Annotated in this window: 22 protein-coding genes and 1 tRNA gene; 4 read left to right on the forward strand and 19 right to left on the reverse strand. The window is 51.2% G+C overall.

Annotated features, from left to right (window positions below):
• The first annotated feature begins 68 nt into the window (after window positions 1-68).
• The 3 genes from pheA (at window position 69) to aroQ (ending at window position 2989) form a co-directional block, all read left to right on the forward strand.
• Complete coding sequence (gene pheA, locus AAAX59_RS00675) at window positions 69-1214, forward strand: prephenate dehydratase (RefSeq protein WP_349069996.1); 1146 nt, start codon at window positions 69-71, stop codon at window positions 1212-1214.
• Window positions 1215-2465: a shikimate kinase gene (locus AAAX59_RS00680; protein ID WP_349069998.1), complete on the forward strand. Its 1251-nt coding sequence runs from the start codon at window positions 1215-1217 to the stop codon at window positions 2463-2465.
• Window positions 2466-2551: 86 nt separating this feature from the next.
• The gene (gene aroQ / locus AAAX59_RS00685; protein ID WP_349070000.1) at window positions 2552-2989 is read left to right on the forward strand and encodes a type II 3-dehydroquinate dehydratase; all 438 of its coding nucleotides are present in this window, start codon (window positions 2552-2554) and stop codon (window positions 2987-2989) included.
• 104 nt (window positions 2990-3093) lie between these two features.
• On the opposite strand, the gene AAAX59_RS00690 is transcribed toward aroQ, so the two are convergent.
• The 3 genes from AAAX59_RS00690 to AAAX59_RS00700 form a co-directional block, all read right to left on the reverse strand.
• A tRNA-Arg gene (locus tag AAAX59_RS00690) sits at window positions 3094-3170 on the reverse strand.
• Between the two features lie 54 nt (window positions 3171-3224).
• Entirely contained in the window at window positions 3225-3992 is a 768-nt protein-coding gene (locus AAAX59_RS00695) for an ABC transporter ATP-binding protein (RefSeq protein ID WP_006236046.1), read from the reverse strand.
• Window positions 3993-4003: 11 nt separating this feature from the next.
• A complete protein-coding gene (locus AAAX59_RS00700) occupies window positions 4004-4849 on the reverse strand; it encodes an ABC transporter permease (RefSeq protein WP_232219792.1) in 846 nt (281 codons plus the stop codon).
• 160 nt (window positions 4850-5009) lie between these two features.
• On the opposite strand from AAAX59_RS00700, the gene AAAX59_RS00705 reads away from it, so the two are divergent.
• Entirely contained in the window at window positions 5010-5981 is a 972-nt protein-coding gene (locus tag AAAX59_RS00705) for a glycosyltransferase family 2 protein (RefSeq protein ID WP_271746590.1), read from the forward strand.
• 102 nt (window positions 5982-6083) lie between these two features.
• On the opposite strand, the gene AAAX59_RS00710 is transcribed toward AAAX59_RS00705, so the two are convergent.
• The 16 genes from AAAX59_RS00710 to AAAX59_RS00785 all read right to left on the reverse strand — a co-directional run bounded on the left by AAAX59_RS00710 (window position 6084) and on the right by AAAX59_RS00785 (window position 24272).
• Complete coding sequence (locus AAAX59_RS00710; RefSeq protein ID WP_349070001.1) at window positions 6084-7538, reverse strand: sugar nucleotide-binding protein; 1455 nt, start codon at window positions 7536-7538, stop codon at window positions 6084-6086.
• A gap of 121 nt (window positions 7539-7659) precedes the next feature.
• Entirely contained in the window at window positions 7660-8679 is a 1020-nt protein-coding gene (gene rfbB, locus AAAX59_RS00715) for a dTDP-glucose 4,6-dehydratase (protein WP_349070002.1), read from the reverse strand.
• 19 nt (window positions 8680-8698) lie between these two features.
• Complete coding sequence (locus tag AAAX59_RS00720; RefSeq protein ID WP_156063002.1) at window positions 8699-8932, reverse strand: DUF6718 family protein; 234 nt, start codon at window positions 8930-8932, stop codon at window positions 8699-8701.
• On the reverse strand, window positions 8913-9497 hold the full coding sequence (locus tag AAAX59_RS00725; RefSeq protein ID WP_199412402.1) for a hypothetical protein: 585 nt from the start codon (window positions 9495-9497) through the stop codon (window positions 8913-8915). Before AAAX59_RS00725 ends, AAAX59_RS00720 begins: the two co-directional genes overlap by 20 nt.
• Window positions 9498-9593: 96 nt before the next feature.
• Window positions 9594-10568, reverse strand: coding sequence for a hypothetical protein (locus tag AAAX59_RS00730; protein WP_349070004.1), 975 nt, complete (start codon window positions 10566-10568; stop codon window positions 9594-9596).
• A 9-nt stretch (window positions 10569-10577) separates the two neighbouring features.
• On the reverse strand, window positions 10578-11015 hold the full coding sequence (locus AAAX59_RS00735) for a DUF4869 domain-containing protein (protein ID WP_349070006.1): 438 nt from the start codon (window positions 11013-11015) through the stop codon (window positions 10578-10580).
• 95 nt (window positions 11016-11110) lie between these two features.
• A complete protein-coding gene (gene rfbA, locus AAAX59_RS00740) occupies window positions 11111-12010 on the reverse strand; it encodes a glucose-1-phosphate thymidylyltransferase RfbA (protein WP_349070008.1) in 900 nt (299 codons plus the stop codon).
• Between the two features lie 110 nt (window positions 12011-12120).
• Window positions 12121-14397, reverse strand: a complete 2277-nt coding sequence (locus AAAX59_RS00745) for a glycosyltransferase (protein ID WP_349070011.1) — start codon at window positions 14395-14397, stop codon at window positions 12121-12123.
• A gap of 13 nt (window positions 14398-14410) precedes the next feature.
• Window positions 14411-15889, reverse strand: coding sequence for a DUF2142 domain-containing protein (locus AAAX59_RS00750; RefSeq protein WP_040360056.1), 1479 nt, complete (start codon window positions 15887-15889; stop codon window positions 14411-14413).
• Window positions 15890-15944: 55 nt separating this feature from the next.
• On the reverse strand, window positions 15945-16739 hold the full coding sequence (locus AAAX59_RS00755) for a glycosyltransferase family A protein (RefSeq protein ID WP_349070013.1): 795 nt from the start codon (window positions 16737-16739) through the stop codon (window positions 15945-15947).
• Window positions 16740-16743: 4 nt separating this feature from the next.
• A complete protein-coding gene (locus AAAX59_RS00760) occupies window positions 16744-17094 on the reverse strand; it encodes a DUF2304 domain-containing protein (protein ID WP_349070016.1) in 351 nt (116 codons plus the stop codon).
• 11 nt (window positions 17095-17105) lie between these two features.
• Window positions 17106-17801: a glycosyltransferase family 2 protein gene (locus AAAX59_RS00765; RefSeq protein ID WP_082222965.1), complete on the reverse strand. Its 696-nt coding sequence runs from the start codon at window positions 17799-17801 to the stop codon at window positions 17106-17108.
• A 77-nt stretch (window positions 17802-17878) separates the two neighbouring features.
• Window positions 17879-19153: an oligosaccharide flippase family protein gene (locus AAAX59_RS00770; RefSeq protein WP_138341626.1), complete on the reverse strand. Its 1275-nt coding sequence runs from the start codon at window positions 19151-19153 to the stop codon at window positions 17879-17881.
• 21 nt (window positions 19154-19174) lie between these two features.
• On the reverse strand, window positions 19175-20101 hold the full coding sequence (locus AAAX59_RS00775; RefSeq protein ID WP_006236225.1) for a glycosyltransferase family 2 protein: 927 nt from the start codon (window positions 20099-20101) through the stop codon (window positions 19175-19177).
• 4 nt (window positions 20102-20105) lie between these two features.
• Window positions 20106-21083, reverse strand: coding sequence for a glycosyltransferase family 8 protein (locus AAAX59_RS00780; protein ID WP_349070017.1), 978 nt, complete (start codon window positions 21081-21083; stop codon window positions 20106-20108).
• A gap of 216 nt (window positions 21084-21299) precedes the next feature.
• Window positions 21300-24272, reverse strand: coding sequence for a hypothetical protein (locus AAAX59_RS00785; protein WP_349070019.1), 2973 nt, complete (start codon window positions 24270-24272; stop codon window positions 21300-21302).
• Window positions 24273-24407: the final 135 nt, after the last annotated feature.

Consider the following 24407-nt stretch of genomic DNA (forward strand, 5'->3'; position numbering starts at 1 on the left):
TCATTGTGTACCTAATGATTTTTTAATCCCCGTCCCAGAAAAATCACCGACACATGAAAGGGGCCTCCATGGACCTTGCCGATATTCGCCAGGCCATCGATGGCATCGACACCACGCTCCTCAACAGCTTTGTCGAGCGTATGGACATTGCCACCGAAGTCGCCAAATCCAAGATCGAGATGGGCAAGGCCGTCTTTGACCCCGCCCGCGAACGCTCCAAGCTCAACAATCTCGCCAGCCGCGCACCCGAGCGCTATGAGGCCCAGACCATCACTCTGTTCCGCCTCCTCATGAGCATGAGCAAGGCCGAGCAGCAGCGCTACATCAACGAGCTCAGGGGCATCACGGTGTCGCAAAAGGCCCATGCCACGGCCACAGCCTTTGACACGCCCTTCCCTCAGACGGCCACCGTCGCCTGCCAGGGCGTCGAAGGCGCCTACAGCCAGATCGCCGCGTGCAAACTCTTCAACGTGCCCGATATCGCGTTCTTTGAGACCTTTGAGGGCGTCATGCGCGCCGTACGCGACGGCTTTTGCGAGTTTGGCGTGCTGCCCATCGAAAACTCAACCGCCGGTTCAGTCAACGCCGTCTACGACCTGCTCGCACAGTTCGACTTTCATATCGTGCGCTCGCTGCGCCTCAAGATCGATCACAACCTGCTCGTCAAACCCGGCACCAAGCTCGCCGACGTGCGCGAGGTCTACAGCCATGGCCAAGCCATTGCCCAGTGCGCCGGCTTTATCGAGGGCCACGGCCTGCATGCCACCAAGTACCCCAACACCGCCATGTCGGCCGAGATGGTCGCCAACTCCGAGCGCACCGACGTCGCCGCTATCGCCTCGCGCAGCTGTGCGGCACTCTACGGCTTGGAGGTGCTGGAGCCCAACATCCAGGACTCGGACAACAACTACACGCGCTTTGTCGTCATCAGCCGCGAGCCGCGCGTCTATCCCGGTGCCAACCGTACCTCGCTTATGATCACCACGGCCAACGAGCCGGGCGCGCTCTATCGCGTACTCGAGCGCTTCTACGCACTCAACATTAACCTCATCAAGCTCGAGAGCCGCCCCATCCCCGGGCACGACTTTGAGTTTATGTTCTACTTTGACCTGGACTGCCCCTTTGGCAGCAAGGCCCTCGACGACTTGCTCGACTCAATCGACGACGTGTGCGAGAGCTTCACCTACTTTGGCAGCTACACGGAGGTGCTCTAGATGGCCGATGTCACTGCAACCCGCCCCTACGGCGTGCTGGGCCGCGTGCTGGGCCACAGCTACACCCCGACCATCTACAAGGAGCTCGCAGGGCTGGAGTATGTGCGTTTTGAGCGCGAGCCCGAGGACCTCCAGACCTTTATGACCGGCGACGAATGGGAAGGCACCAACGTGACCATCCCCTACAAGCGCGCCGTCATGGAATACCTGGACGAGTTGAGTCCCCTGGCCGAGCGCATGGGCAACGTCAACACCATCACACGCCTGCCCGACGGCCGCTTGCGCGGCGACAACACTGACTATTTCGGTTTTCAGTGCCTTGTCGAGGAGCTGGGCGTTGAGGTTGCCGGCAAAAAAGCCCTCGTGCTCGGTGCCACCGGTGGCGCTGGCACTACGGCCAGCATGGTGCTCGGCGATCTGGGAGCCATCGTCGTACCCGTGGGTCGCACGAGCGAGGTCAATTACGACAACATCGCGCAGCAATCCGATGCCGCGCTGCTCGTCAACTGCACGCCCGCCGGTATGTTCCCCCACTGCCCCGACGCTCCCTGCACGCTCGAGGGACTCGATGCGCTCGAGGGCGTCATCGACATTGTCTACAACCCCGCCCGTACGGGTCTGATGCTCGAGGCCGAGCGCCACGGCATCCCCTGCATCGGCGGCTTGCTCATGCTTGTGGCACAAGCAGCACAAGCTGTCGAGCGCTACACCGGTCAGATTACACCGCGCGAGCGCATCCTGGATGTGGCGGAGCGGCTGTCCCACCGCGAGCAGAATATCGCGCTGATTGGCATGCCGGGTTCGGGCAAGACCCGTGTAGGCGAGCAGATCGCCCAGCTCACGGGCCACGAGCACATCGACCTCGATCGCGCCCTCGAGGAGCGCCTGGGGATGCCTTGCGCCGACTTTATCGTCGAGCGCGGCGAGGCGGCCTTCCGCGAGCAGGAGACGGCGGAGCTGGCCGACATCTCCAAGCGCAGCGGCCTGGTGCTCTCCACGGGCGGCGGCGTGGTCACGCGAGACGAGAACTACCCGCTGCTGCACCAGAACAGCCAGATCGTGATGCTCAACCGCAAGCTCGACGAACTCGCCCATAAGGGACGCCCTATCACCGCCCGCGATGGCATCGATAAGCTCGCCGAGCAGCGCATGCCGCGCTACCGCGCCTGGGCCGACTACATCATCGACTCACGCGACTGCGCCGCCAACACCGCCCGCGCCGTCCTCGACACCCTCCCACCCGCTCTCTAACAAAAACCACCACAAAGGGGACAGGCACCTTTGTGGTGGTTTTTCATTCCTCCTCTCCAAGTCGACCAACTCCAAAGGAAGCAACCATGAAAGCACTCGTCATCAACGGCCCCAACCTCAACATGCTCGGCATTCGCGAGCCGGGCATCTATGGCAGCGACAACTACGACCGCTTAGTGCAGATCTGCCAGGAAGTGGGCGCCGCACAGGGCTTTGACGAGGTCGATGTCTTCCAGTCCAACCACGAGGGCAGCATCGTCGACAAGATCCAGGAGGCCTACGGCAAGGTCGACGGCATCGTCATCAACCCGGCAGCCTACACGCACACCAGCGTGGCAATCCTTGACGCCCTCAAGGCCGTCGCCATCCCTGCCGTCGAGGTGCACATCAGCGCCGTAGAGACGCGCGAGGACTTCCGCCAGGTGAGCTATGCACGCCTAGCCTGCTTCGCCACCATCACCGGCGAAGGCCTCCAGGGCTACGCCCACGCGCTGGAGCTGCTGAAAGAGCATCTGGAAAAGTAAAATGCCAACCCCAACAAACAGCAGCGGCTTGTTCGCGCTCGGCTTCAGCAGCATACAAGATGAAAAAAGCCCAGACCACCAAGCGGTCCGGGCTTAATAAACGATGGTGCTCCATGGCGGATTCGAACCGTCGACCTTGGGATTAGAAGTCCCCTGCTCTATCCAACTGAGCTAATGGAGCAAATAACCACACGCCCAAGCAAGCGCAAGCCTGTCGGGCGCAAGTAATTATAACCTAGTTGAACTGCTCGCGATACGCCTTGCAGACCTCATCGACCGGGCCGTCCATGCGAAGGTCACCCTTCTCAATCCAAACGGCACGCTGGCAGATGCGCTCAACCTGCTCCATGGAGTGCGAAACGAACAGAACCGTCACGTCACCGCTCTGGATAAAGTGCTGAATGCGAGCCTCACACTTCTGCTGGAAGAACACATCACCGACGGACAGCGTCTCGTCAACGATAAGAATATCGGGCTCGGTAATCGTCGCGATTGCAAAGGCGATACGCGCCACCATGCCCGAGGAGAAGTTCTTAAGCGGCATATCGACAAAGTTCTGAAGCTCAGCGAACTCAATAATGCCGTCAAAGTTGGCGTCGATGAACTCCTTGGTATAGCCGAGCAGGGCGCCGTTCAGATAGATGTTCTCGCGGGCGGTCAACTCGGGGTCAAAACCGGCACCAAGCTCAATCAGCGGCGCAATGTTACCGTGCACCTTAACGCTGCCCTCGCTAGGCTCAAGCACACCGGCGATAATCTTGAGCATCGTAGACTTACCGGAACCATTGGTGCCAACCAGACCGACAACTTCGCCGCGATGAATATCGAACGAGATGTGCTTAAGCGCTCTAAACTCCTCAAAGAACAGCTCGTGCTTGGCAAGCTTGATGAAGTACTCCTTGAGGTTGGTCAGCGACTCGGACGCCATGTTAAAGATCATGGTGACGTCGTCGACCTCGACAGCCAGAGGCTGCTCGCTGTAATCAACAACAGATTCAGTCATCACAGCACTCCTTAGATGTAGAGGATGAACTTGCGCTCGGATTTATGGAACACGGTGTAGCCAATAACAAGCGCAAGAACCGCCCAAGCGACGCACATACCAAACGTCATAAGCGAGGGCGTAGTCTGGAACAGGAAGATATCGCGCATAAACTGCAGGTAGTTATACATGGGGTTCGCATAGACCAGAATGCGCACGAGATGCGGCATTTGCGCAACGAAGTCGGTCGTCCAGAAAATAGGCGTGATGTAAGTCCACGCCGTAATGACGACGCTCCACAGATGCATGACATCGCGGAAGAAGACCGTGAGGGCGGAGAGCATCATGCCCAGGCCCATGCAGAAGCACATAAGCAGCAGTAGGCAGACCGGCAACAGAATCAGGTGCCAAGAAGGCATAACGTGGAACCACAGCATAACGATGGCAACGGCGACCAGCGAGAAGGCAAAGTTAACCAGCGAGAAGAGCACCTTCTGTACTGGGAAGACCCAGCGGTGCACCTTAACCTTCTTGAGCAGCGGGGCAGCACCCACGATCGACGTCAGGGCCTGGTTCGTGGACTCGGACATGACGGCAAAGGTGACGTTACCCACGATCAAGTACAGCGGGTACATCTCGGGCGTAATTGAGCCATTGCGGCCCTGGGCGAAAATCGTCGAGAACACGATGGCCATGACGATCATCATCAGCAGCGGGTTGAGCACCGACCATGCGACGCCCAGAACGCTACGGCGATACTTGATCTTAAAATCCTTGGTAACCAGCTGACGAAGGATAAACGCGTCCTTCTCAAATTCGTTCTTAGCAAACGTCGCAGGCAGACTGCGAGTTTCTTGTTGCTTTGTCTGATCCGACACGGATGCAACTCCTTTACTCGTAATCGTTGACAAACGAACAGTATAGACCCGACGGCCATGCAAACGATTCGCGCAACAAAACTGGAGAACTAACCCACATCTTAGGATGCCAAGCCCAAACGGCTATACTTTCAAGGATTGAATGTATAAGGAGCATTGAGTGAATTCTGATTCCATCGCCGTCATCATCCCCTGCTACAACGAAGCGCTCACGATCGGCAAAGTCATCGACGACTTTCACCGCGAGCTTCCGCAGGCGACGGTCTATGTCTATGACAACAACTCGTCGGACGATACCTCACGCATCGCCACCGAGCACGGCGCCACGGTCCGCTTTGAGCCCCGTCAGGGAAAGGGCAACGTGTGCCGCCAGATGTTTCGCGATATCGACGCCGATTGCTACCTGATGGTCGACGGAGACGACACCTACCCCGCCGAGGCGGCCAAAGCCCTCTGCGAGCCTATCCTCAGCGGCACGGCCGACATGACCGTAGGCGATCGCCTTTCCAACGGCACCTACGCCGAGGAAAACAAGCGTGCCTTCCACGGCTTTGGCAACAATCTGGTCCGCGCCATGATCAAGTGGATCTATGGTTACAGCTTCGATGACGTCATGACCGGCTACCGCGCCATGAGCCGCCCGTTCGTTAAAACCTTCCCCGTGCTTTCCGAGGGCTTTCAGATCGAAACCGAGCTCTCGATTCACGCCGTCGACCACCGCTGGCGCATCAAAGATGTACCCATCGAGTACCGCGACCGTCCGGAAGGCTCCGAGTCCAAGCTCAATACCGTGAGCGACGGCATTAAAGTCGTTACGATGATCGGCACGCTGTTCAAGGACTACCGCCCGCTGAAGTTCTTCAGTCTGGTTGCGCTTTTATTCGCGATTATCGGCCTGGCTTTGGGCATTCCTATCTTTGTTGAGTACTTTCAGACCGGCCTGGTCCCGCGCTTCCCCACCGCCATGCTCGCCGCCTCGTTTATGTTCCTGTGCGGACTGAGCCTTGCGACCGGATTCATCCTGGATTCTGTGGCAAAGGTTGAGAAAAAGCAGTGGGAGGTCAACGTGTACAGCAAATACGCCTACGATGACCAGCCCGGCCACCCTACTTCCAAGCCAAGCGAGAGGTAGATCTTCCGCAAAATACTATTGGCACCACTGCGCAGATAGCCACCAACAAGAAAAGCCGCCGTTAAAGAACGGCGGCTTTTACTCTCGAAAAGTTAATAGCGGCTAGAGCGTCTTGAGGTACTCCCCCAGCTCTTCCTCCCAGTCGGGCATGTGGAAGCCGACCGACTCGAGCCTGGACAGGTCGAGAGCGGAGTGGACCGGGCGCGGGGCGATGGGGCCCGCGGCGTTCGCGTAGTAGTCGGCGGTCGAAACCGGCAAGACCTTCTCGCCGTTGCCGTTGGCCGCCTCGAAGACGGCGCGGGCGATGTCGGCCCAGGACTTGACGGCGCCGGAGCCCGTGCAGTCGTAGGTGCCGTAGGGGGCGTGCGTCCCCAGCACGTGGAAGATGGCCTCGGCCATGTCGCGCGTGAAGGTCAGGCGTCCCAGCTGGTCGTCCACGACGGTGACCTGCGTGAGCCCGTCCTCGGGGTCGGCCACGCGGTCGGAGAGCCCCTTCATGGTCTTCACGAAGTTGTGGCCCTCGCCGATGACCCAGCTGGAGCGCATGATGTAGTGGCGGGGGCACCCGGCCACGGCGATGTCGCCCGCGGCCTTGGTCTGGCCGTAGACGGAAAGCGGGCTGAGGGGCTCGTCCTCGTCATGGACCTCGGCGGTGCCGTCAAAGACGTAGTCGGAGGAGACGTGCACGAGCGTGATGCCGTGCTCGGCGCAGGTGCGGGCGAGGAGCGCCGGGCCGGTCGCGTTGGCCTTCCAGGCGATGACACGGCCCTCGGGGGTCTCCGCTTTATCCACGGCCGTGTAGGCACCGCAGTTGATCACGGTGCCGTAGAGCGACCAGTCGTACTGTGTGTAGGCGTCCGGGTCGGACATGTCGAAGGTGTCGATGTCGCAGAAGTCGAAGTCCTTGGCGACGCCGCGCTCCTCCGCCAGCGCGCGGACCGCGTGGCCCAGCTGGCCGTTGCAGCCGGTGACGAGGGTGCGCCTGGGAGCCATGGGGACGACGTCCTTCAGCATCGGGTGGTTGAGGTCGGCCTCGGAGACGGTGGCCTCGGCCAGCGGGATCGGCCACTCGATGGCGAGCTCGGGGTCGGCGAGGTTCACGAAGGTGTAGGTCCTCTTGAGCTCCAGCGACCAGTGGGCGTCCACCAGGTAGGTGTAGGCGGTGCCGTCTTCGAGCGCCTGGAAGGAGTTACCCACGCCGCGCGGGACGTAGATGGACTTGGACGGGTCGAGCGTGCAGGTGTAGACCTTGCCGAAGGTCTCGCTGCCCTCGCGCAGGTCCACCCAGGCGCCGAAGACCGAGCCGCGGGCCACGGAGATGAACTTGTCCCAGGGCTCCGCGTGGATGCCGCGGGTGACGCCGCGGCTGTCGTTATAGGAGATGTTGTTCTGGACGACCCTGAGATCGGGGATGCCCAGGGCGGTCATCTTGGCGCGCTGCCAGTTCTCCTTGAACCAGCCGCGCGAGTCGCCGTGGACGGCGAGGTCGACTACCTTGAGGCCCTCGATGCCGGTCTCGGCGACGGAGAGGTCCTTCTCGAATGCGATGTCAGCCATGTGGGAAAAGCTCCTATCGAAGAGGTTGGGAAACCGGGGCGCCCGCGCGGGGACGCAGGATCATCCCCATGCCCTGCGGCCCCGCGCGGGCGCCCCGCGGTGCGGTTCGCCGGGGTGCGGCCTACTGGCCCTGCGCCTTATACCTGGCCTCGGTGGCCTCCTTGGCCGGGCGCCACCAGGACTCGTTGGCGACGTACCAGTCGATGGTGGCCTTGAGGCCCCCGGCGAAGTCGGTGTGCGCCGGCCTCCAGCCCAGCTCGCGCTGGAGCTTCGTGCTGTCGATGGCGTAGCGGCGGTCGTGGCCGGGGCGGTCGGCGACCCAGTCGAAGTCCTCGGGGTCGCGGCCCATGGCCTCCAGGATCATGCGCAGCACGGTGATGTTGTTCTTCTCCCCGTCGGCGCCGATGAGGTAGGTCTCCCCCATGCGGCCCTTCGTGAGGATGTCCCAGACGGCAGAGGAGTGGTCCTCGGTGTGGATCCAGTCGCGGACGTTCTCGCCCTTCCCGTAGAGCTTGGGGCGGACGCCGTCGATGATGTTCGTTATCTGCCTGGGGATGAACTTCTCCACGTGCTGGTAGGGGCCGTAGTTGTTGGAGCAGTTGGAGATCGTGGTGCGCAGGCCGTAGGTGCGGGTCCAGGCGCGGACCAGCATGTCAGAGGACGCCTTGGTGCTCGAGTACGGGCTGCTCGGGTGATACGGCGTCTCCTCGGTGAACTTCGCCGGGTCGTCGAGCGCCAGGTCGCCGTAGACCTCGTCGGTGGAGACGTGGTGGTAGCGGATGCCGTACTTGCGGACGGCCTCCAGCAGGCGGAAAGTGCCCTCCACGTTGGTGCGCAGGAACGGCTCGGGGTCGGCGATGGAGTTGTCGTTGTGGCTCTCTGCGGCGTAGTGCACGATGGCGTCGTGGCCCGGGACGATCCTGTCCAGCAGCTCCGCGTCGCAGATGTCGCCCACGACGAGCTCCACGCGGTCCGAGGGCAGCCCGGCGATGTTCTCGGGGTTGCCGGCGTAGGTCAGCTTGTCCAGGACGGTGACGTGGACGTCCGGATGGTTGTTCACGACGTAGTGCACGAAGTTGCTGCCGATGAAGCCGCAGCCGCCCGTGACGATGATGTTCTTAGGTTCAAAAATCTCAGACATGAAACTCCTCATTACATGTTTACGCAGCAGCTTGCTTTTCCAGCTTATCGATTAATTCATTTTCCGAGTCAACAAACTCATAAGGCTCATATTCGCCATATGCAGAGGGACGACTAATTGTAACTAACTGGAGATCGGTGGAACCGAACCGTGCCTCAACTTTATCAATGAAGTCAATCAGATCCTGTCCTGGCTTTGCACTCAGCGCAAGCGAGCCCTCTTTCGAAAACCACTTAGCAACCAGATAACACATCGTCTAACCTCCTAACAAAATCATCCTCACTATGGATATAGCCTCTTTCGTATGCCAAACGAAGCTCGAATCCAATATCGGGATTATCGAAACGTTTATAGACATGTTTATGAAGCCAGTTATTGATCTGCCTATCGTAATACGTATTGTACTGAATCTCCACTGGGTAGTACCCAGGCTTGCGGGTGAAATACACGTGAACGCCCCTGTAGCCGTCGTCGACAGACTTGCCACAAGACAAATCAACGACCTTCAGACATGCCTCCTCAGCACCGAGAATGTCATCGTAGGAATCGACCATCGAACGAAAGCCAAGCAAGTCATTAAAGACTTTTCGAACTTGGTGATCGGGATAATAGCGATCATATTTGAATGAAATCGACTGAGCACTTTTAATTCGATAGTCGACGGGCAGGTCAGCAAGAACGCCCAGGGATGTATACCATTTACGGACACGATTCAATTCATCCAGCAGCTCATCACGATTGAAATAGTGAAGATTCTTCTTAAGCGAAATGCCCAGCTCACTTTTATAGGATAGTGAGGAAAGGAGCTCGAGAGACAAACCGTCTCGCCTTAATATAGCTTCCATTATCACCTACCAATACGCGACCAGAGCCGTGGATCTCCTCGGGTATGGAGCGGCACTATTCAACAAAAACTATCGGACATTTCGGCATGCAATAAGAGCCATGACCTTCGCAGAATTACTTCCCGTACAAAACGCCTCCGGAATGCAGTCTTTATCGTACTGAAAAACCGAACCCCCAGTTGTTTCGCGCAAATACTTATAGAAGAAGTCCTCCCAGCTTTTAAACTTCTCACTGTCTGCAAACGCTTCCGGGGCTTCCAGCACCGACTTAGCATCAAGCCCAGAAATTACGCCAGAGCTCAGCAGAAGCCACTCGAACGACTCGGGAAGACAAACCGTTACTGCATCGCGGCGAATGTCCTGGAGTTTAAGGGCACGGTCCGCATAGCACCCAAATGCTGCTCCATCCGCGACAACAAACACGCGATCGTTGAGATGCTGATCCAACCACCCCAAAATCGCGCTGTTCGTCATAGCCGAAGCACAGGTAAGCTCACTGTCAGCGAAATGCCGTTCAAAGAACTGAAAACCAGACTTACTGTCCTCGCATAGAAGAATAGAAAAGTCCTGTTTTGGCGCCGACCGGGAAAGAGCATATCGGTGATTCCCTCGATCTTGATAAATGGGTACGAAGGAGTGGTATTTTCCACTCGTTTTAATCTTGTAAATCTCATCCACGCTATACGGAAGATTGGGAAAGTCAGCCCTTGAGATCAGCACGAAGTAGTTCGAGGAATACAACACATAATGAGCGAATTCATCGGAATGGATCTCCTTTAATCCCTCATCGACGAATACGATCGAATCATGGACAGACGAAAGCTGGTTTCTCCAGTCATAATCGGTCAGGGCAACACAGGGACAATCGCATTGCAAGGAAACGCCAGACTGCTCGCCCATGCGCATGTAGTCAGCGACCATATCGAACAGCGTCGTCTTCCCCGTGCCGCTATCGCCACGTACGATAGTGATATTCCGCTTAATGGTGAAGGTATATTTTGTTCCCCTGCGGCGGGAAATCTTAACGAGATGCGAACCGTTCATAAGCAGCACCTACAGATACGGAATCGACTCATGAATCAGCTCGGCCATGTTATGGGCAATGCGTCCGCTGTTCACGACTTTGATTTTAAAATCCTCGCGACCAAAGTCCATCACGTGATAGAGGTTGATAACGAGCTTGCGGTCCTTCGCCATGTCGAGAATCCACTTAGCGCAGTTATCGCCACAGGTCGAAGCATTATAAATATGCTTTCGATCGAACCTCATGAGCAGCAACGTTTTCACGCCACCAGAAAGTTGAAGTGGAGAGATAGACCCAAGCACGGGGCTTTCAATGACATTTTCGGAGACAACATCCGATCGATCGACATCTTTAATGATCGAAACCGCATAAGGGTCCGTGATCCAAGAAGACCGATAAGAGTTTTTGAAATATGTCGCTGTGTTGTAAATCGCTTCTGGCATATCGCCAAAGTAGACGCTTAACACATCCACTCCCAATCATATTATCTTTGCGGTCAACATAATCATAACGAAAGGGGCCACCAGATAAACGGTGACCCCCAAAAGAAAGCAAGACGGTGCTAGTACTCGCGCGGGCTGTTGACGATCTCGCCGGCGGCGACCTTCTTGAGGTGCTGCCCGTAGACCGACTTGCCGTAGGCCTTCGCGGCCTCCTCGAGCTCGGCGGTGTCGATCCAGCCGTTCTCCCAGGCGATCTCCTCGGGCACGGACACGGGAAGGTCCTGGGAGTGCTCCACGGCGCGGACGAACTCCGCGGCCTCGTGCAGGCTCTCCATGGTGCCGGTGTCCAGCCACGCGTAGCCGCGGCCCAGGGTGACGACGGAGAGCGTCCCCTCCTCCAGGTACATCTGGTTGAGCGTGGTGATCTCCAGCTCGCCGCGCGCGGAGGGCACGACCTTATGGGCCTTGGCGGCAACGTCGCCCGGGTAGAAGTACAGTCCGGTCACGGCGTAGGAGCTCTTGGGCTCGGCGGGCTTCTCCTCGATGGAGACGGCCCTCCCCCCGCGGTCGAACTCCACGACGCCGAAGCGCTCGGGGTCGTCCACGTGGTAGCCGAAGACCGTGGCCCGGCCCGACTCGGCGTTCTGGACGGCGCGCGTCAGGTGGCGCGACAGGCCGTTGCCGTAGAAGATGTTGTCGCCCAGCACGAGGGCGCACGGCTCGCCGGCGATGAACTTCTCGCCGATGGTGAAGGCCTGCGCCAGGCCGTCCGGCGAGGGCTGCTCGGCGTAGGAGAGGTTCACGCCGTAGCGCGAGCCGTCCCCGAGCAGGCGCTCGAAGTTGGGCAGGTCCGTCGGCGTGGAGATGACCAGGATGTCCCGGATGCCCGCCAGCATGAGGGTGGACAGCGGGTAGTAGATCATGGGCTTGTCGTAGACCGGCAGCAGCTGCTTGGAGGTCACGAGCGTGAGCGGGTACAGGCGCGTGCCGGACCCGCCGGCGAGGATGATGCCTTTCATAACATAACTCCTTAAAAAATAAAGCAGCCAGACATTGCATGCTTGCGGCAACGTCAACTTAAAGGTCTACGTTGCCGCAAGTATGCATCCATCACATTAAAACTATAGTATCAGTCATATAGGCGAACGACTCTATCCGTCAGTTTTGACCAGTCCCTCTCCTCCGCAGTCTTCAATCCCCCGTCATACAGCGTCTTACGAAGACCGTGATCATTAACGATGCGATTAATGCAGCTCACCGCAGCATCAATATCTCCCCGGTCATAAAGCAAGCAATTCAATCCGTCGCGAAGGAACTCTGCATTACCTCCATTGGGAACAGCAACAACAAAGCCGCCGGTCGCCATCATCTCCAGCGGGGGATATGAAAAACTTTCGAGAATGCTTGTCTTCAATAAAATATGACACTGGTTATAGATGTCTGATATTTGATCATGCGGTACTCTACCGAGGAAATTATCAATACGGTACCAAGGCTTCTTTTTACCAGTGTAGTTCATGTACCAAATCTCATATCTTTCAGAGTCAAGCCTTTCCACTACCCTGAAAGCTTCATCAACATTTTTATAATCAGAACCGCAATCCCCCTCAATTAGAATCCTAATTTTGGGCAAAGAAAAATCGCGCACAGAATGAGGGAACGCAGCAAGGTCAAGTCCGTTTGGCACAGACTTACAATCCTGACCGAACCTGTCCTGAAGCCATTCCTCACACCAAGGCGAAATTGTCAAATAGTCAATATCATTATTCAAATACGTGGCATTTGCTTGAAGGCGCAGTCTATCTCCTGGAAGATAAAAATCGGTCTCCAGATTCTGGACCAAGTACTTTTTCTTACCAATACGTGGATAGCGCCTAACAAAATCAAGAGTGTCCCAAAGGGTTGCAACTGCGGTATCAATTGCACCCGACAAAGGACATTTATCGAGCTTACCGCTAGGAACGACACGATTAAGAACAGGAATACGATGTCCGGAAACTTCAAGCCACTTTGTTGAATCATCAGTATTAAGCAACAATACATCAACGCCAGCGTCTTGAAGAATGCACAGATGCCTAAGGGCGACTAAGACACCACCGCTAGTATTCACGCTCGGCATGACCATTGCGAGATTGGGAGATTGTTCTTTTACAATAATATCTCGGATTGCTTTAGCAGCCGAAACAGTAGTGCAGTGCTCATGGCAGTATAAATATGCAGATTCGCCGACGCTCTTCCTAAGATCAGAATCTAATATCAGACGATTGAGGGCAGCACACCAGTCCTCAACACAATCGCAGAGAAATCCAGTAACGCCATCCTGAATCATCTTCTTAAAGGCGCCAACATTGCTAGCAACCGTAGGAACCTTAACAAGCGATGATTCAATCCATTTATTCTCGGATTTAGCTCGATTGAATAGAGTATTCTCCAAAGGAGCGATATTGATATCACAGGAAGCTATATAATTTGGAAGCCGACGCCAATCGCAAAATGGGAACGTGACAATACGTTCAGAAAATGGCATCAAGTCATCAGGAACATCGAGTTCCCCGCCCACCATCAGGGTGACGTTGTGATGAGTCTCCATTACCTTAGATAATGCTGGGAGCACTGAATTGAAATCTGCATTATGGGTAATGCTTCCGCTAAAATAGCCGATTCTGATTTCCTGAGTTTTCTGTTTTTCATCCCTTCGCTCAACCGCTCGCTTATAGGGAACCCTATCCTCGGGCAAGACGCTTGAGCTTTGCAAGCTGGGGAGTACATCTCGACGATAGATAGCAATATTCGAATAATCAATCATCGATTCAGATGCTACATTTCTATTTATATAGACCCTGGGAACATATTTTTTTAGTTCTTCCGCCATACCCTCAGTAGTAGTGATAGCGCAATCGCAAAGCTTCAGTGTTTCACCCATTCGCCTGACTCCATCGTCATAGCAAGACTTATCATGAGCAGTCATTGCATTAACGAACGGAATAGAATCGGTATAAGCAGTGTCGATAACCAAATCATCAATGTCATAAATAACACGCTTATTGAGTTTTTTTGCCTGCCTAATTAAAGATTCAACTTCATCACTTAGGGGACAACGGAAAATAATAAAAGTACGCGCATGCCTAAGAATATCCTTTTCCATCTCCCAGGCATTAACCTTTTGGACCGTTAAGCCGGCAGCCTCAAGTTCCTCAATCTGATGATCGACACGGTACCTAATAGGATGCGGAACGGAATAATCACATCCATTAATAAAAATAACATCAAAAAAAGAATTGTCTTGGCGAGAGCCAAAATCAAATCGAGGCCTATGCATTGAGAGTACATGGGAGACCTTCTTGGGGACGTTATAAAAGCCCTCTTCTTTAACGGTGTAACCAATGCCCTCAAGAAGGTTCAACATGAAACACTAACTCCTAAAACGCAGAAAGAATTGAAATAAAGTCAACAAATAGAATAGTACTCATTATCAATGAAGAACCAAGCAAGACATGTCCTTCAGAACTTGATTTTATCGGTCGCAAGATATTCAACAGAACCGGAAGGACCAGTGGGAATAAATATCGTCCTTGGACCCCCATGATAATATCTTCACGCTTATCAACAGTAAGAGTCCAGTTCCTCATCGTCATAACAATCAGGAAGAAATTGACGAATACAACAGCAATCATTACAAAGCGATCCGTACTGCAGAATAATTTTTTATTATTCTCATCGTTATAAAACAGAACAACGGACTGAAGAATGATGTAAAGCCAAAAACAAAATGGCCAAACATTAATCGAAAGAGCGCCAAGATTGTAACCTGCATAGGATTGAAACCAGAATGGCCCCATCTCCCAAATAGACTTAATAAAGACCTTTGCGCAATGCAGCGGCGCTCGCATCAAATCAAAAGAATCTGGCATGAAACTACCATGATAAAGAGACACGAACGCACAGCTCGCAACAAAAGCTATCGCAAAGAAGGAAAAGATGAACTTTATATAGCTGTCTGTTCCTTTAAGTTTTTTCCAGTGAATAAGATTCAAGAGTACCAACGGGAAAAACATTATCTTTGAAAGAAGCAGTAAAACGGATAGCAGTATTAACGCCAGCAGAGATCGATATGAGTACAACGAGTCCGCATAAATCTTAACAACTACAGCAACGTACAAAATGGCAACAATGTTTGCGACAGAATCAGCCGAAACAGACGCTTCCTGCTGCAATAAAATGGGATTTAGTAAAAAAATCAAAACAGCATTTTTACCAACTGGCATCAGTTTGATTATCCAATAAGCCGCGAAGCAATATATTAATCCAGCGCACACGCGCGAAACTGAAAGGGCCACAAAGGCATTGAAACCCGTTTGCTGCGCAAATCCTAGAATTACTCCCGGAATTAAATAAAGATGAGGGTAATAGCTCCCCAAATACGTATGGCACACAAAGACGCTAGACCAATCGGTAGGCTGAGTCATTGCATTAAAATAATCTGCGTACGATGAAGGAAACTGACCCAATTGGAAGCAAGAGACAACATCAAAGCCATTGCCGTTACGAGACAATAAGGCGGCCGCCTGCCAAATATGAGAAGCCTCGTCTGGAACATTAGCGGGCAGCATGAAAAGGCCAAAAGCAGTTACAGCGGGCACACCAATCACCACAAAGCAAATTGCGGGATTGTGCTGCTCTTTAATTAATAATAGGACACCAACGAACAAGCAGGCGATTAAGGGCAGAGCCGAGAGCCATAGCCCAGGCAATCCGATAGCGCTGGCTTTAAAGGCGCAATAGTAGAAAAATCCCAAGCAAAGAGAGAGTGCAGCTATAAGTGGATAAACGATAAACGTCAGAGCTTTTCGATAACTATCAGATAGTTTCAGATGACCAGTAAAGGTATCTAGATTCATAACTCTACAACTCCGTCTCGATAAATGTTCAACTTACGCCGGCATTGTTGCAGCGTCATAAAGAATTGCTTCTCATGCTAAGCGAATACAGGCTACAGACTATTGGAGCAAACCACTTGGGCCAGAATTTTTGAAGCATAGTTTCATCCTCCGACCTCCTTGTATCATCTTTAATCAACGCCGTGGTCTCAGAGCCTTCATGAATTCGATGAAACATTAAAACCTCGGGAGAATAAACGAAAGATCCGTCGATTTTCGAGAATCTTTCCCATGCCTCCCAGTCCAAGTCACATTTCATGTCTGTCATAAATAACGGTGTCTGTAAGATGCTTAGATTAAATGTCACAGAAGGACAGCAGATGGCGGAACCGAACCTCAGGATATCCCTTTTATCCTTAACCGATGAAAGAGCGCCGTGGCGAGCAAACTTACGAAGTAAAATTCTCTTAATTTTCAGAATAAGGAGGTTTTCTTCATATACGCCATTTCTTATCTCACCATAATTAGAAAAGAAGATTAAAGGTCGATCCGCTTCTTTCATAGTCCGCAGCATAGTTTCCGTATAACTAGAGCTATAGATATCATCCTGATGAGCTATAGTCACAAGCTTTGTATTTGAATTCGCAATAGCACAATTCCAGTCATGAGATATGCTAGGCGACCCCTCGTTAACAATTACCGGAATCGAATAATTAGACGCTATACGATCAATATAGGAATTAGGAGTTGACGTCGATATAAGGATATTACTTCGGGTGCTTTGGTTCACTAAAGAATCTAAACAGTCAGACAAGTACGGAGACTCGCCGTATGCGCACAATACAAATGTATGATCTTTTGCCAAGCACATGGCATTACTCCCTATTTTTTGATTCAAGCTCTTTTTCAAGCAATGCAATTCGTTGAGTTAAGTTAGCAATTGCAGAAGATTGTTTACTTGACAGACATGCCATAGAAAGAACAATGCATATCAAAAATAAAAACCCTAAGACAAAAACAAAATTGGCTGGAGTCTGAAAACCAAATAAACTTGAAATGAAGTAAAGAGGTTGCGGAAAGAGGCCGCATACCAACAAAACCAATGCAAGAACAATCCAAAGAAGTGAATACTTGAGCTGAAGGCTATCCTTTAATACAAGACGCAGCACAAAACAAAGCAAAACTAAACAAGCAGTAATGACACCAAAGTGTAAGGAAATATGCATAACAACCCGTCCTAATTCGAGAATGAAGAGATGATAATCGCCAAAGTAACCTTTATCATGTAATAAATGCTACTAAAACCAGAAATTGACGACTTTCCCCCCTGTCGTTCTTTCATTACGACAGGCACTTCTGTAACGCGAAGGCCCTTAACCATAGCCGCAACAGCAGAATCCGGCTCCGGATAGTCTACGGGATATTTTTTACAGAACAGATCTATGGCCTTAGATCCACATGCGCGAAAACCAGAAGTGGGGTCGCTAACACGAACGTGAGTTGTAAGATGAATTACCGCAGAGAGCCATCTAATTCCAAGACGCCTCAAGAAGGTTGACTTGAAGCCTTCAGATTCCTCAAGAAATCGCGATCCGATAACTAAATCAGACCCATTATTTATTTCATCAAGCAAGCGCGATATGTAATGGGCGTCATGCTGCCCATCACCATCAACTTGGATGTCTACATCATAGCCAAAGCGTTTGGCATATTTATGTCCGGCTTGAACCGCGCCTCCAATGCCAAGATTCTGCGGTAAATCCAGGACATTAACCCCCGCATCGCGACAAACACGCAAAGTGTCATCAGTGGAGCCATCGTTAATAACTACATAATCGTATCCAGCTTCCTCCACAGAAGAAACCGTATCTAAAATGTTCGCCTCTTCATTAAAAGCTGGGATGATAACCAGCGCTCTTAATTCATGCATCATCTGAATCCTCAGTACAGAATATCAATCAAACAGCCCAAGTCGAACTGAAAAACCCTATCGAAACAAGGAGAGCGAATTTACAGTTCGGATGTGACAGATTGCTTCGCCTTCCGATTTAATAGGTTAATTATACAAAGGAAGGAAAATAATAATCCAAAACCGTATGCCACCAAGATAATGATATTGATGACATTTGCATCAGAAGCAAATACCGGATTCACAAAACAATAACGAGAAAGAAACACGGCCAACGCTAACGAAGCGGCACCAGAAATCGTGCCAATAATCGGTTTCCCAAATGCAATAAAGACATCAATAGTGAAAAAGTTCAAACCAGTGAATGCGGTAGCAACGAGTGCCAACGGAAGATAATCTGAGTGAAGGCCAACTTCTTTGCCATAAATAGCAGTAAGCACAGGTTCGCCTATGAAAGCACTAGCCATGGCACACATCGCCGTCAAAACGAATACGGAAACGAGCATCTTAATAAATACTAAGCGTAATCGGTGAGTTTCGTTTTCTCGCCACATTGCCGAAATAGGTCCAAGCAGGGGGGCATATAGATAAGATACGAGAGCCTGAATTACGGCAGTCGGAGTGGCAACGGCGGCATAAAAACCCAACGCCTCATTTCCATAGGAAAGGCCATAGAACTGTCTTGTTACGCTAACAACAGCCGTGCACGCAAGAGATGCAACAAAACCGGGAAAGCAGATACGCGACAATTTGATAAGGGAAGTAAAATCAAAATCAGGTATAACGGCACAAAACCGTTTTGTCATTCTAAAATCATATGTAAGCACAACAGCTATGGTAACAAAAGCCATTGAAGCAACGGCTATTACCAAGTTATCAAATAGCAACAAGCACAACGAAAAGGAGACTAGAACTCCTACGCCACGAACTATTTGAGAGATAGCCGCAATGTCCAATCTGTTGTTTACCTGATCCACACCGTGAAGAACATCGACAAATGAATCACCAGCTTTAAATAGGCAATAAACAGCAACAACTGCCCAATCGTTGAATGCAACAGAGACTAAACAATAGAAGAAGCAAATTACACAGGCAAGTATTGTTGCAACGATTCTATGAGCGATAAAATTCCCAGTCGTAAAATCAGAATAGCTCTCAGAAACCTGAACGGGGCGCGCTCTAAGCAAAACAATGGTCGCAAAAATATTACCAACAGACATAGCCACAGCAAGGCTACCAGACATGCTAATGTCGGAACCAAGTGTCACCACAAGAACAGTAATCAGCCAGTTGCAAATCAAATACGCCATCGAGCCGACGCTGTTCCAAACAAGACTCTGCTCAACAGAGAGTTCTTTCGTTTTTCTATTAGACACAATCACTCCAGCAGTGGATCATCAGGCCTTGTTGAATAAAAACAAAACGCGAAGAAGTAAATCAGAAATCAAAGTAGGTCGCAGACGCTTTGGGAAAAATGCTTTCCTAAGTCTTGAAATAATCCCATCATCATTGGTGAAAATATCAAGCTCATGTTTCTGCTCAAAACTAAGCTCATCATAAAACACCGCAGAAAAATGGCTTAACTTTTTACTCTCATCTTTCGATCTATCACCAAATAGCTCGTCCTTAAAATAGGTCTTTAAAAGATCAAAATAACGATTATCTCCAGACGTGACCGCAGAGGAATGACGAACATGTGAAGCCGTACAGACGGAATCAAACAATACCTTTCCAAATGCCGAAGCACACCGAATCAGCCAGCGATCATGCATTTCATTCCCTGGATCTACCTCAAGAATAAAGGCCCTGCAGGCAAGGCGATTAAATACTATCGTGAAGCCTAGTCCGGGAGTATAAAACAAGGTGTTATGAAAAGAGAGGTACTTGTCCTGCGGAGCCGACTCGCGTATCGTCTCGCCATCTTCGTTTACATATGAAAAGGAAGAAAAGTAGACAGTCGGCACCTTGTCTCCACTATTTTCAATTGCCCTGACTGCCCGTTCAATTTTATCGGTCTTCCAAATATCATCCTGATCGGCAAATGCATAGTAGTCATATTCGGGAACCCGTTTGATAATTTCATAAAAACTATTTGGGCACCCAAGATTACCGATTGAATCTTGAATTAAATGAATGCTGGAGTTTGACCGACAGTACCATTGTGCAATTTCAACAGTTTCATCCGTTGAACCATCATCACGAATATAGACGGAGCAATTAGGCCAAGTTTGCTCCAAGATACTATCAAGCTGTTTGGCCAAATACTTTCCGCCGTTATATGTGGGTAAAACAATGCAAACAGACTTGTCTTTGATTTTATCCATAATCCTATTTATTTCTTTGCGAGGCACGATATTTAAGAAATGCGGGAATCAACCCGCTGATCACTTTATAACGAAGCTGAGGAAAAGGCCTGGTTAGGAAATTAAAAGTCCGCCAAGCAAGAAAATAAGCGCCCCAACCATCTTCATCTTTCGCGTCCTTCCAGAACGTTTCTGATAAATAAAAGTGATACTCATTATTGAAGCGATGAGTATTCCCCCGCCGCCATGGCCTCTCTTCGCCGAGATAATGGACAACAATGGGCTTCGATCTTGCGGTATTAAAACTGTTTTCATCCGAAAAGCCCGACATTAACGAGTTTAAGAATATAAACGGATAGTAGTCAAAGATATTGGAATAATTGAACGCAGGGGATAAACTGCAAATCTTATCTTTAAGTACTGCATTTAGAGCATCTTGATCATTCGCAAACAAGCGTCCTGAGCGGCGCTCGCAATAATCCAATAATTGATCTTCGCAACAAGTTGATCTCCATTGCTTTAAATCAACGAGCAACACGCCAGCATTGTGGTACAGACAGCCATTTAAGTCTAAATCATTAAGTCGAGATGGGCCGACCGTTGGCTCGGGAACCATTCCAACCACGCAACCCTTAAGATCTTGATTCCAAAGAAGAGCAATATCCCCAAGAACAATCGTATCGCCATCGAGGTAAATAACTCTTTCGATCTCATTAGGTAGAAAATGTGCCATCAAAAGCCTAGCAAGAACTATTTCATTCCATCCCGATGTATCAAAATCAAACCCGAGAGCATCTTTGAAGTTCGAAATATCATAAAATACAAGGTTTTGGTTGTATTCGGTCACCATCTCCTGGAGCAAACGCTGGTTATCCTCTGTAATGCCATTAGAGAAGACATGAAAAGTAATGTCTTGAATACCGGAATGATTTGAAACAACCGAGCAAATATTGGCGGCCAACTGTGGGACAAAATTGTTATCAACCGTATAAAGCAAATTCATGATTACCAAACTTCACCTTAATTCACCCAATAGAAATTAATGATGACGACTTAATGAAAGAGGCCGAAACGAAATCCTTACACTAAGGATAAAGTCTAGCACGGTTTGTCTCTTTCAAATAACTTGCAACTAAGGAGGGTGAATTGAGGGGACTACAACCCCATCAATTCACCCCCACTTCATTAGCGTTGGTATATAGGCAAATTGGATCTATATTTAGCTTTTCTCAACCAGCCTAACCTCAAGCGCTTCTAGATGCAGAGCCTCACCAGTTGTACCGGCACACTCGCCCGATTTAACCCAGTCTAGCCAACCTTTGCTTTGAACGTGTGCCCTATAGACAACGTCATAATGCTTGGCAAGATCTCCCGTCAGTTTTATTTCAACAGCCTCAACAGCAAGAGACTTCCCCGTAGTACCGGCAACCTTTCCATTTTTGACCCACTTTTGCCAGCCGATATTTTGAACGTGAGCTCGATACTCGATGCCGCCGGAATACCCTAGGTCAGGCTTGCTAATCGTCAACGCCTCAACAGCAAGATTTCGGCCAGTTGTGCCAACGGTCATGCCTTCGTAAACAGGCGACTGCCAACCAAGGTTTGAAACATGTGCCTTGATTGAAAACGCTCTCTGAATAGAGGGCTGACTCGTATCCCCAGGAGCGGGCGAACCCTTTTCGACCAAAACGACCTGAAATGCCTCTAGCCTCAAAACGAAACCGGTCGTTCCGGCAACTTGATCATTGCAGGCCCAACCGAGCCATCCCTTATCCTGAACGTGAGCTCGATAATAAACGTCATAGTGATTGGCCATCTCACCAGTCAGGCGAATCTGAATAGCCTGGACAAACTTGCCCTGGCCCGTAGTACCAGAAACTTTCCCCTCCTTCACATAGCCCTGCCAGCCATAATCGGAAACATGCGTCCTGTACTCCAATGCACCATCATAGGGAGCATTCTGCAGATTGAGAGTAATAGCCTCGACGGCTTTTGACTGCCCAACGGTACCGGAAGCATTTCCACCCTTAGAGGCCGATTGCCAGCCGTCATTTGAAACATGCGAAGTTGCCAAGACGTCAAGAGGGCCTCGTGACACCTTAACAACATCATAGCCCGACTCGCCCTTCTTGAAATAAGTCAGAGCACCGCTATTGTGCGAATAGATAGCAAAGTCGTAATTTGCCGAAGCAAGTATGGAATCCGAAAACTCTACGAGATAGCAAGAGTCTCCCTGTTTGCAAAGGGATCTGATAGCAGCATCCGTGTCTTCGGTAATCGGAGAAGCAAACCAATCCATAATGGAATAATCGATGACGGCACCCGGCTTCAAGGCCTCGGCCTTTGTGGAATTCCAAAGTCCACCAGCAGCATCGGCACTGGCCGAGTTATACGTACTAGACCCATAACCAGACAGACCGATCTCCGGATTAAAGAAGAGGATCAGCTCTGCAGCGACGGAAGAATCGACATCGGTAATGCCAAGACGGTCAAGCTGTTCCTGCTTTTGGGGATACATACCCGTCGGTGTGTTTGGATGCCCCTTGTAATAATACAAATAGTCATCGCCATAGATAACTTCGGTCAAGTTGGCATAGTCGTCAAAATTCTGCTCGTAAGAAACGTACGTTCCAAGCAGCATCATTACCTTTTTGCCCTGCTGAGTCGCCGTATCAAAATAGCCATCGTTAAAGTTGTACAGCGCCTTAAACGCTTGGACTGTATCCTCTCCCCTATTCTGCAGGCTCGTAAGCATGCCCGAAACATTCACCTTCTTAACGCCGGGATCGGACGCGATCTTATTCGCAAAGGCATTATCGTCACCACTCGTAAACAGATTCGTTCGAGTCATCCACCACTTAGTGCCAGGCTCAATACTCAGCACGGCATACATAGAATCCCAGTGATCGTGATAATCGCTATACGACTTTGAGACCTCACCGGTTTCGTATTCCTTATTCTTGGCGGCGTTCCATAAAGTAATCAGCTCCGCTTGCTTAGAATCTGGATCCTTAACGTCAAAGGCTTCGTTGGTAAAGACATACGTGGCGGATCCATCGGACAACAGCCGAATGGAGTATTGGCCTGCGGGAATCTTGTTGGCGTAAATCATCCTATGGATCAACGAACAGGTGATGTCATTGATATACAGATTGAACTTTGCCTTGGGATTGATCTTGTAGAGAGCAGCGACATAATCCGCGAACGCCTGGTAGCTCGAACTAGAAGCATTCTCCTCATGAGTCAGATACGGAAGACCGTACATCCCGGATGGAAGCGAGTTCCAGTTATAGGCACTTGGACGATCGAGCATTACAATTGACGGAACGGTCGTTCCAGCAGAAGAGGTACTGATATCCCAAAAAGATAGCGAATAGAGAACAACGGGGAAAGAAGCACTCAAAGGGGCAAGGTTGTACTCACTCGCAGAAATGCCAATTGACTGATGGTCCTCTTGAACGATGTTTCCGTTCTTCAAATACTGCAACGTAACGTCAAACGGACCATAATCGCTAAATTCAATTTCACTGGAGCTAGAGCCCAGATCTCCGAGTGCAATCGTGCTTGAGACGGAACGGGTGACCCTCCCTCCATACGACATGGAGCCTGCCACCTTTATCGAATCAGCGATCCCGAGTCGTTTTATATCCTCGATCTGCGGAATATTCAGGGTTACTTTAGTCGTCTCCCCAACCTGAGAAAGAGAGCAATTAAAGACATATGGGACATAGGCACCAGCAGTATCGCCGGGCGCCGCGTCACCCTTTTTTACAATGACGATCTGTATTGCTTCAACGGCATAAGACCAACCGGTGGTTCCCGCAGTCGACCCATTTGAAGTCCATCCAAGCCAGCCGAAATTAGAAGCATGAACGCGATAATACAGGTCATAAGAAGCCGCCCTGTTGCCCGTCAGCTTGAGCTCGACGGCTTCAATCTGAAGGCCCTTTCCCGTTGTGCCGGAGACGGCTCCATTAGAAACCCAATCCTGCCAGCCTTCATTTTGAACATGAGAGCGGTATTCGATACCAAGGTCTTCTGAATTAGGGAGGGAAACCCTGAGTGCTTCAAGCCTACGGGACTGGCCTGTTGTGCCAGAGGTCGAGCCATTCGATGTAAACGTCGGCTCCCAACCAATGCCTGAAATGTGAGATTTATAGCTGACGTCCGGGGCCGCCTCTTTGGGCTCCACGGTAGCATTGTTAGCGCCGGGCGATTTTAGCCGCTAATAGTCAAACTATTTTGACCAATCCCGGTCACCGAATAATGGCCACCGTGCCTCCCCGCCGCCACTACGCTGGTGGTGCCAACACGCCGGCGTTAGGAG

The sequence above is a fragment of the Collinsella sp. CLA-ER-H2 genome, assembly GCF_040092405.1.
In the GTDB taxonomy this organism is placed as follows: Bacteria; Actinomycetota; Coriobacteriia; order Coriobacteriales; family Coriobacteriaceae; genus Collinsella.

Bases quoted from the DNA above. Each gene is read 5' to 3' on its own strand.
- AAAX59_RS00680 (WP_349069998.1), top strand. From the start codon at position 1,215: ATGGCCGATGTCACTGCAACCCGCCCCTACGGCGTGCTGGGCCGCGTG.
- AAAX59_RS00765 (WP_082222965.1), bottom strand. From the start codon at position 17,801: ATGATGCATGAATTAAGAGCGCTGGTTATCATCCCAGCTTTTAATGAA.
- AAAX59_RS00760 (WP_349070016.1), bottom strand. From the start codon at position 17,094: ATGCATATTTCCTTACACTTTGGTGTCATTACTGCTTGTTTAGTTTTG.
- AAAX59_RS00775 (WP_006236225.1), bottom strand. From the start codon at position 20,101: ATGGATAAAATCAAAGACAAGTCTGTTTGCATTGTTTTACCCACATAT.
- AAAX59_RS00710 (WP_349070001.1), bottom strand. From the start codon at position 7,538: ATGGCTGACATCGCATTCGAGAAGGACCTCTCCGTCGCCGAGACCGGC.
- AAAX59_RS00745 (WP_349070011.1), bottom strand. From the start codon at position 14,397: ATGTTGAACCTTCTTGAGGGCATTGGTTACACCGTTAAAGAAGAGGGC.
- AAAX59_RS00780 (WP_349070017.1), bottom strand. From the start codon at position 21,083: ATGAATTTGCTTTATACGGTTGATAACAATTTTGTCCCACAGTTGGCC.
- AAAX59_RS00755 (WP_349070013.1), bottom strand. From the start codon at position 16,739: ATGTGCTTGGCAAAAGATCATACATTTGTATTGTGCGCATACGGCGAG.
- aroQ (WP_349070000.1), top strand. From the start codon at position 2,552: ATGAAAGCACTCGTCATCAACGGCCCCAACCTCAACATGCTCGGCATT.
- AAAX59_RS00750 (WP_040360056.1), bottom strand. From the start codon at position 15,889: ATGAATCTAGATACCTTTACTGGTCATCTGAAACTATCTGATAGTTAT.
- rfbB (WP_349070002.1), bottom strand. From the start codon at position 8,679: ATGTCTGAGATTTTTGAACCTAAGAACATCATCGTCACGGGCGGCTGC.
- pheA (WP_349069996.1), top strand. From the start codon at position 69: ATGGACCTTGCCGATATTCGCCAGGCCATCGATGGCATCGACACCACG.
- AAAX59_RS00730 (WP_349070004.1), bottom strand. From the start codon at position 10,568: ATGAACGGTTCGCATCTCGTTAAGATTTCCCGCCGCAGGGGAACAAAA.
- AAAX59_RS00695 (WP_006236046.1), bottom strand. From the start codon at position 3,992: ATGACTGAATCTGTTGTTGATTACAGCGAGCAGCCTCTGGCTGTCGAG.
- AAAX59_RS00720 (WP_156063002.1), bottom strand. From the start codon at position 8,932: ATGTGTTATCTGGTTGCTAAGTGGTTTTCGAAAGAGGGCTCGCTTGCG.
- rfbA (WP_349070008.1), bottom strand. From the start codon at position 12,010: ATGAAAGGCATCATCCTCGCCGGCGGGTCCGGCACGCGCCTGTACCCG.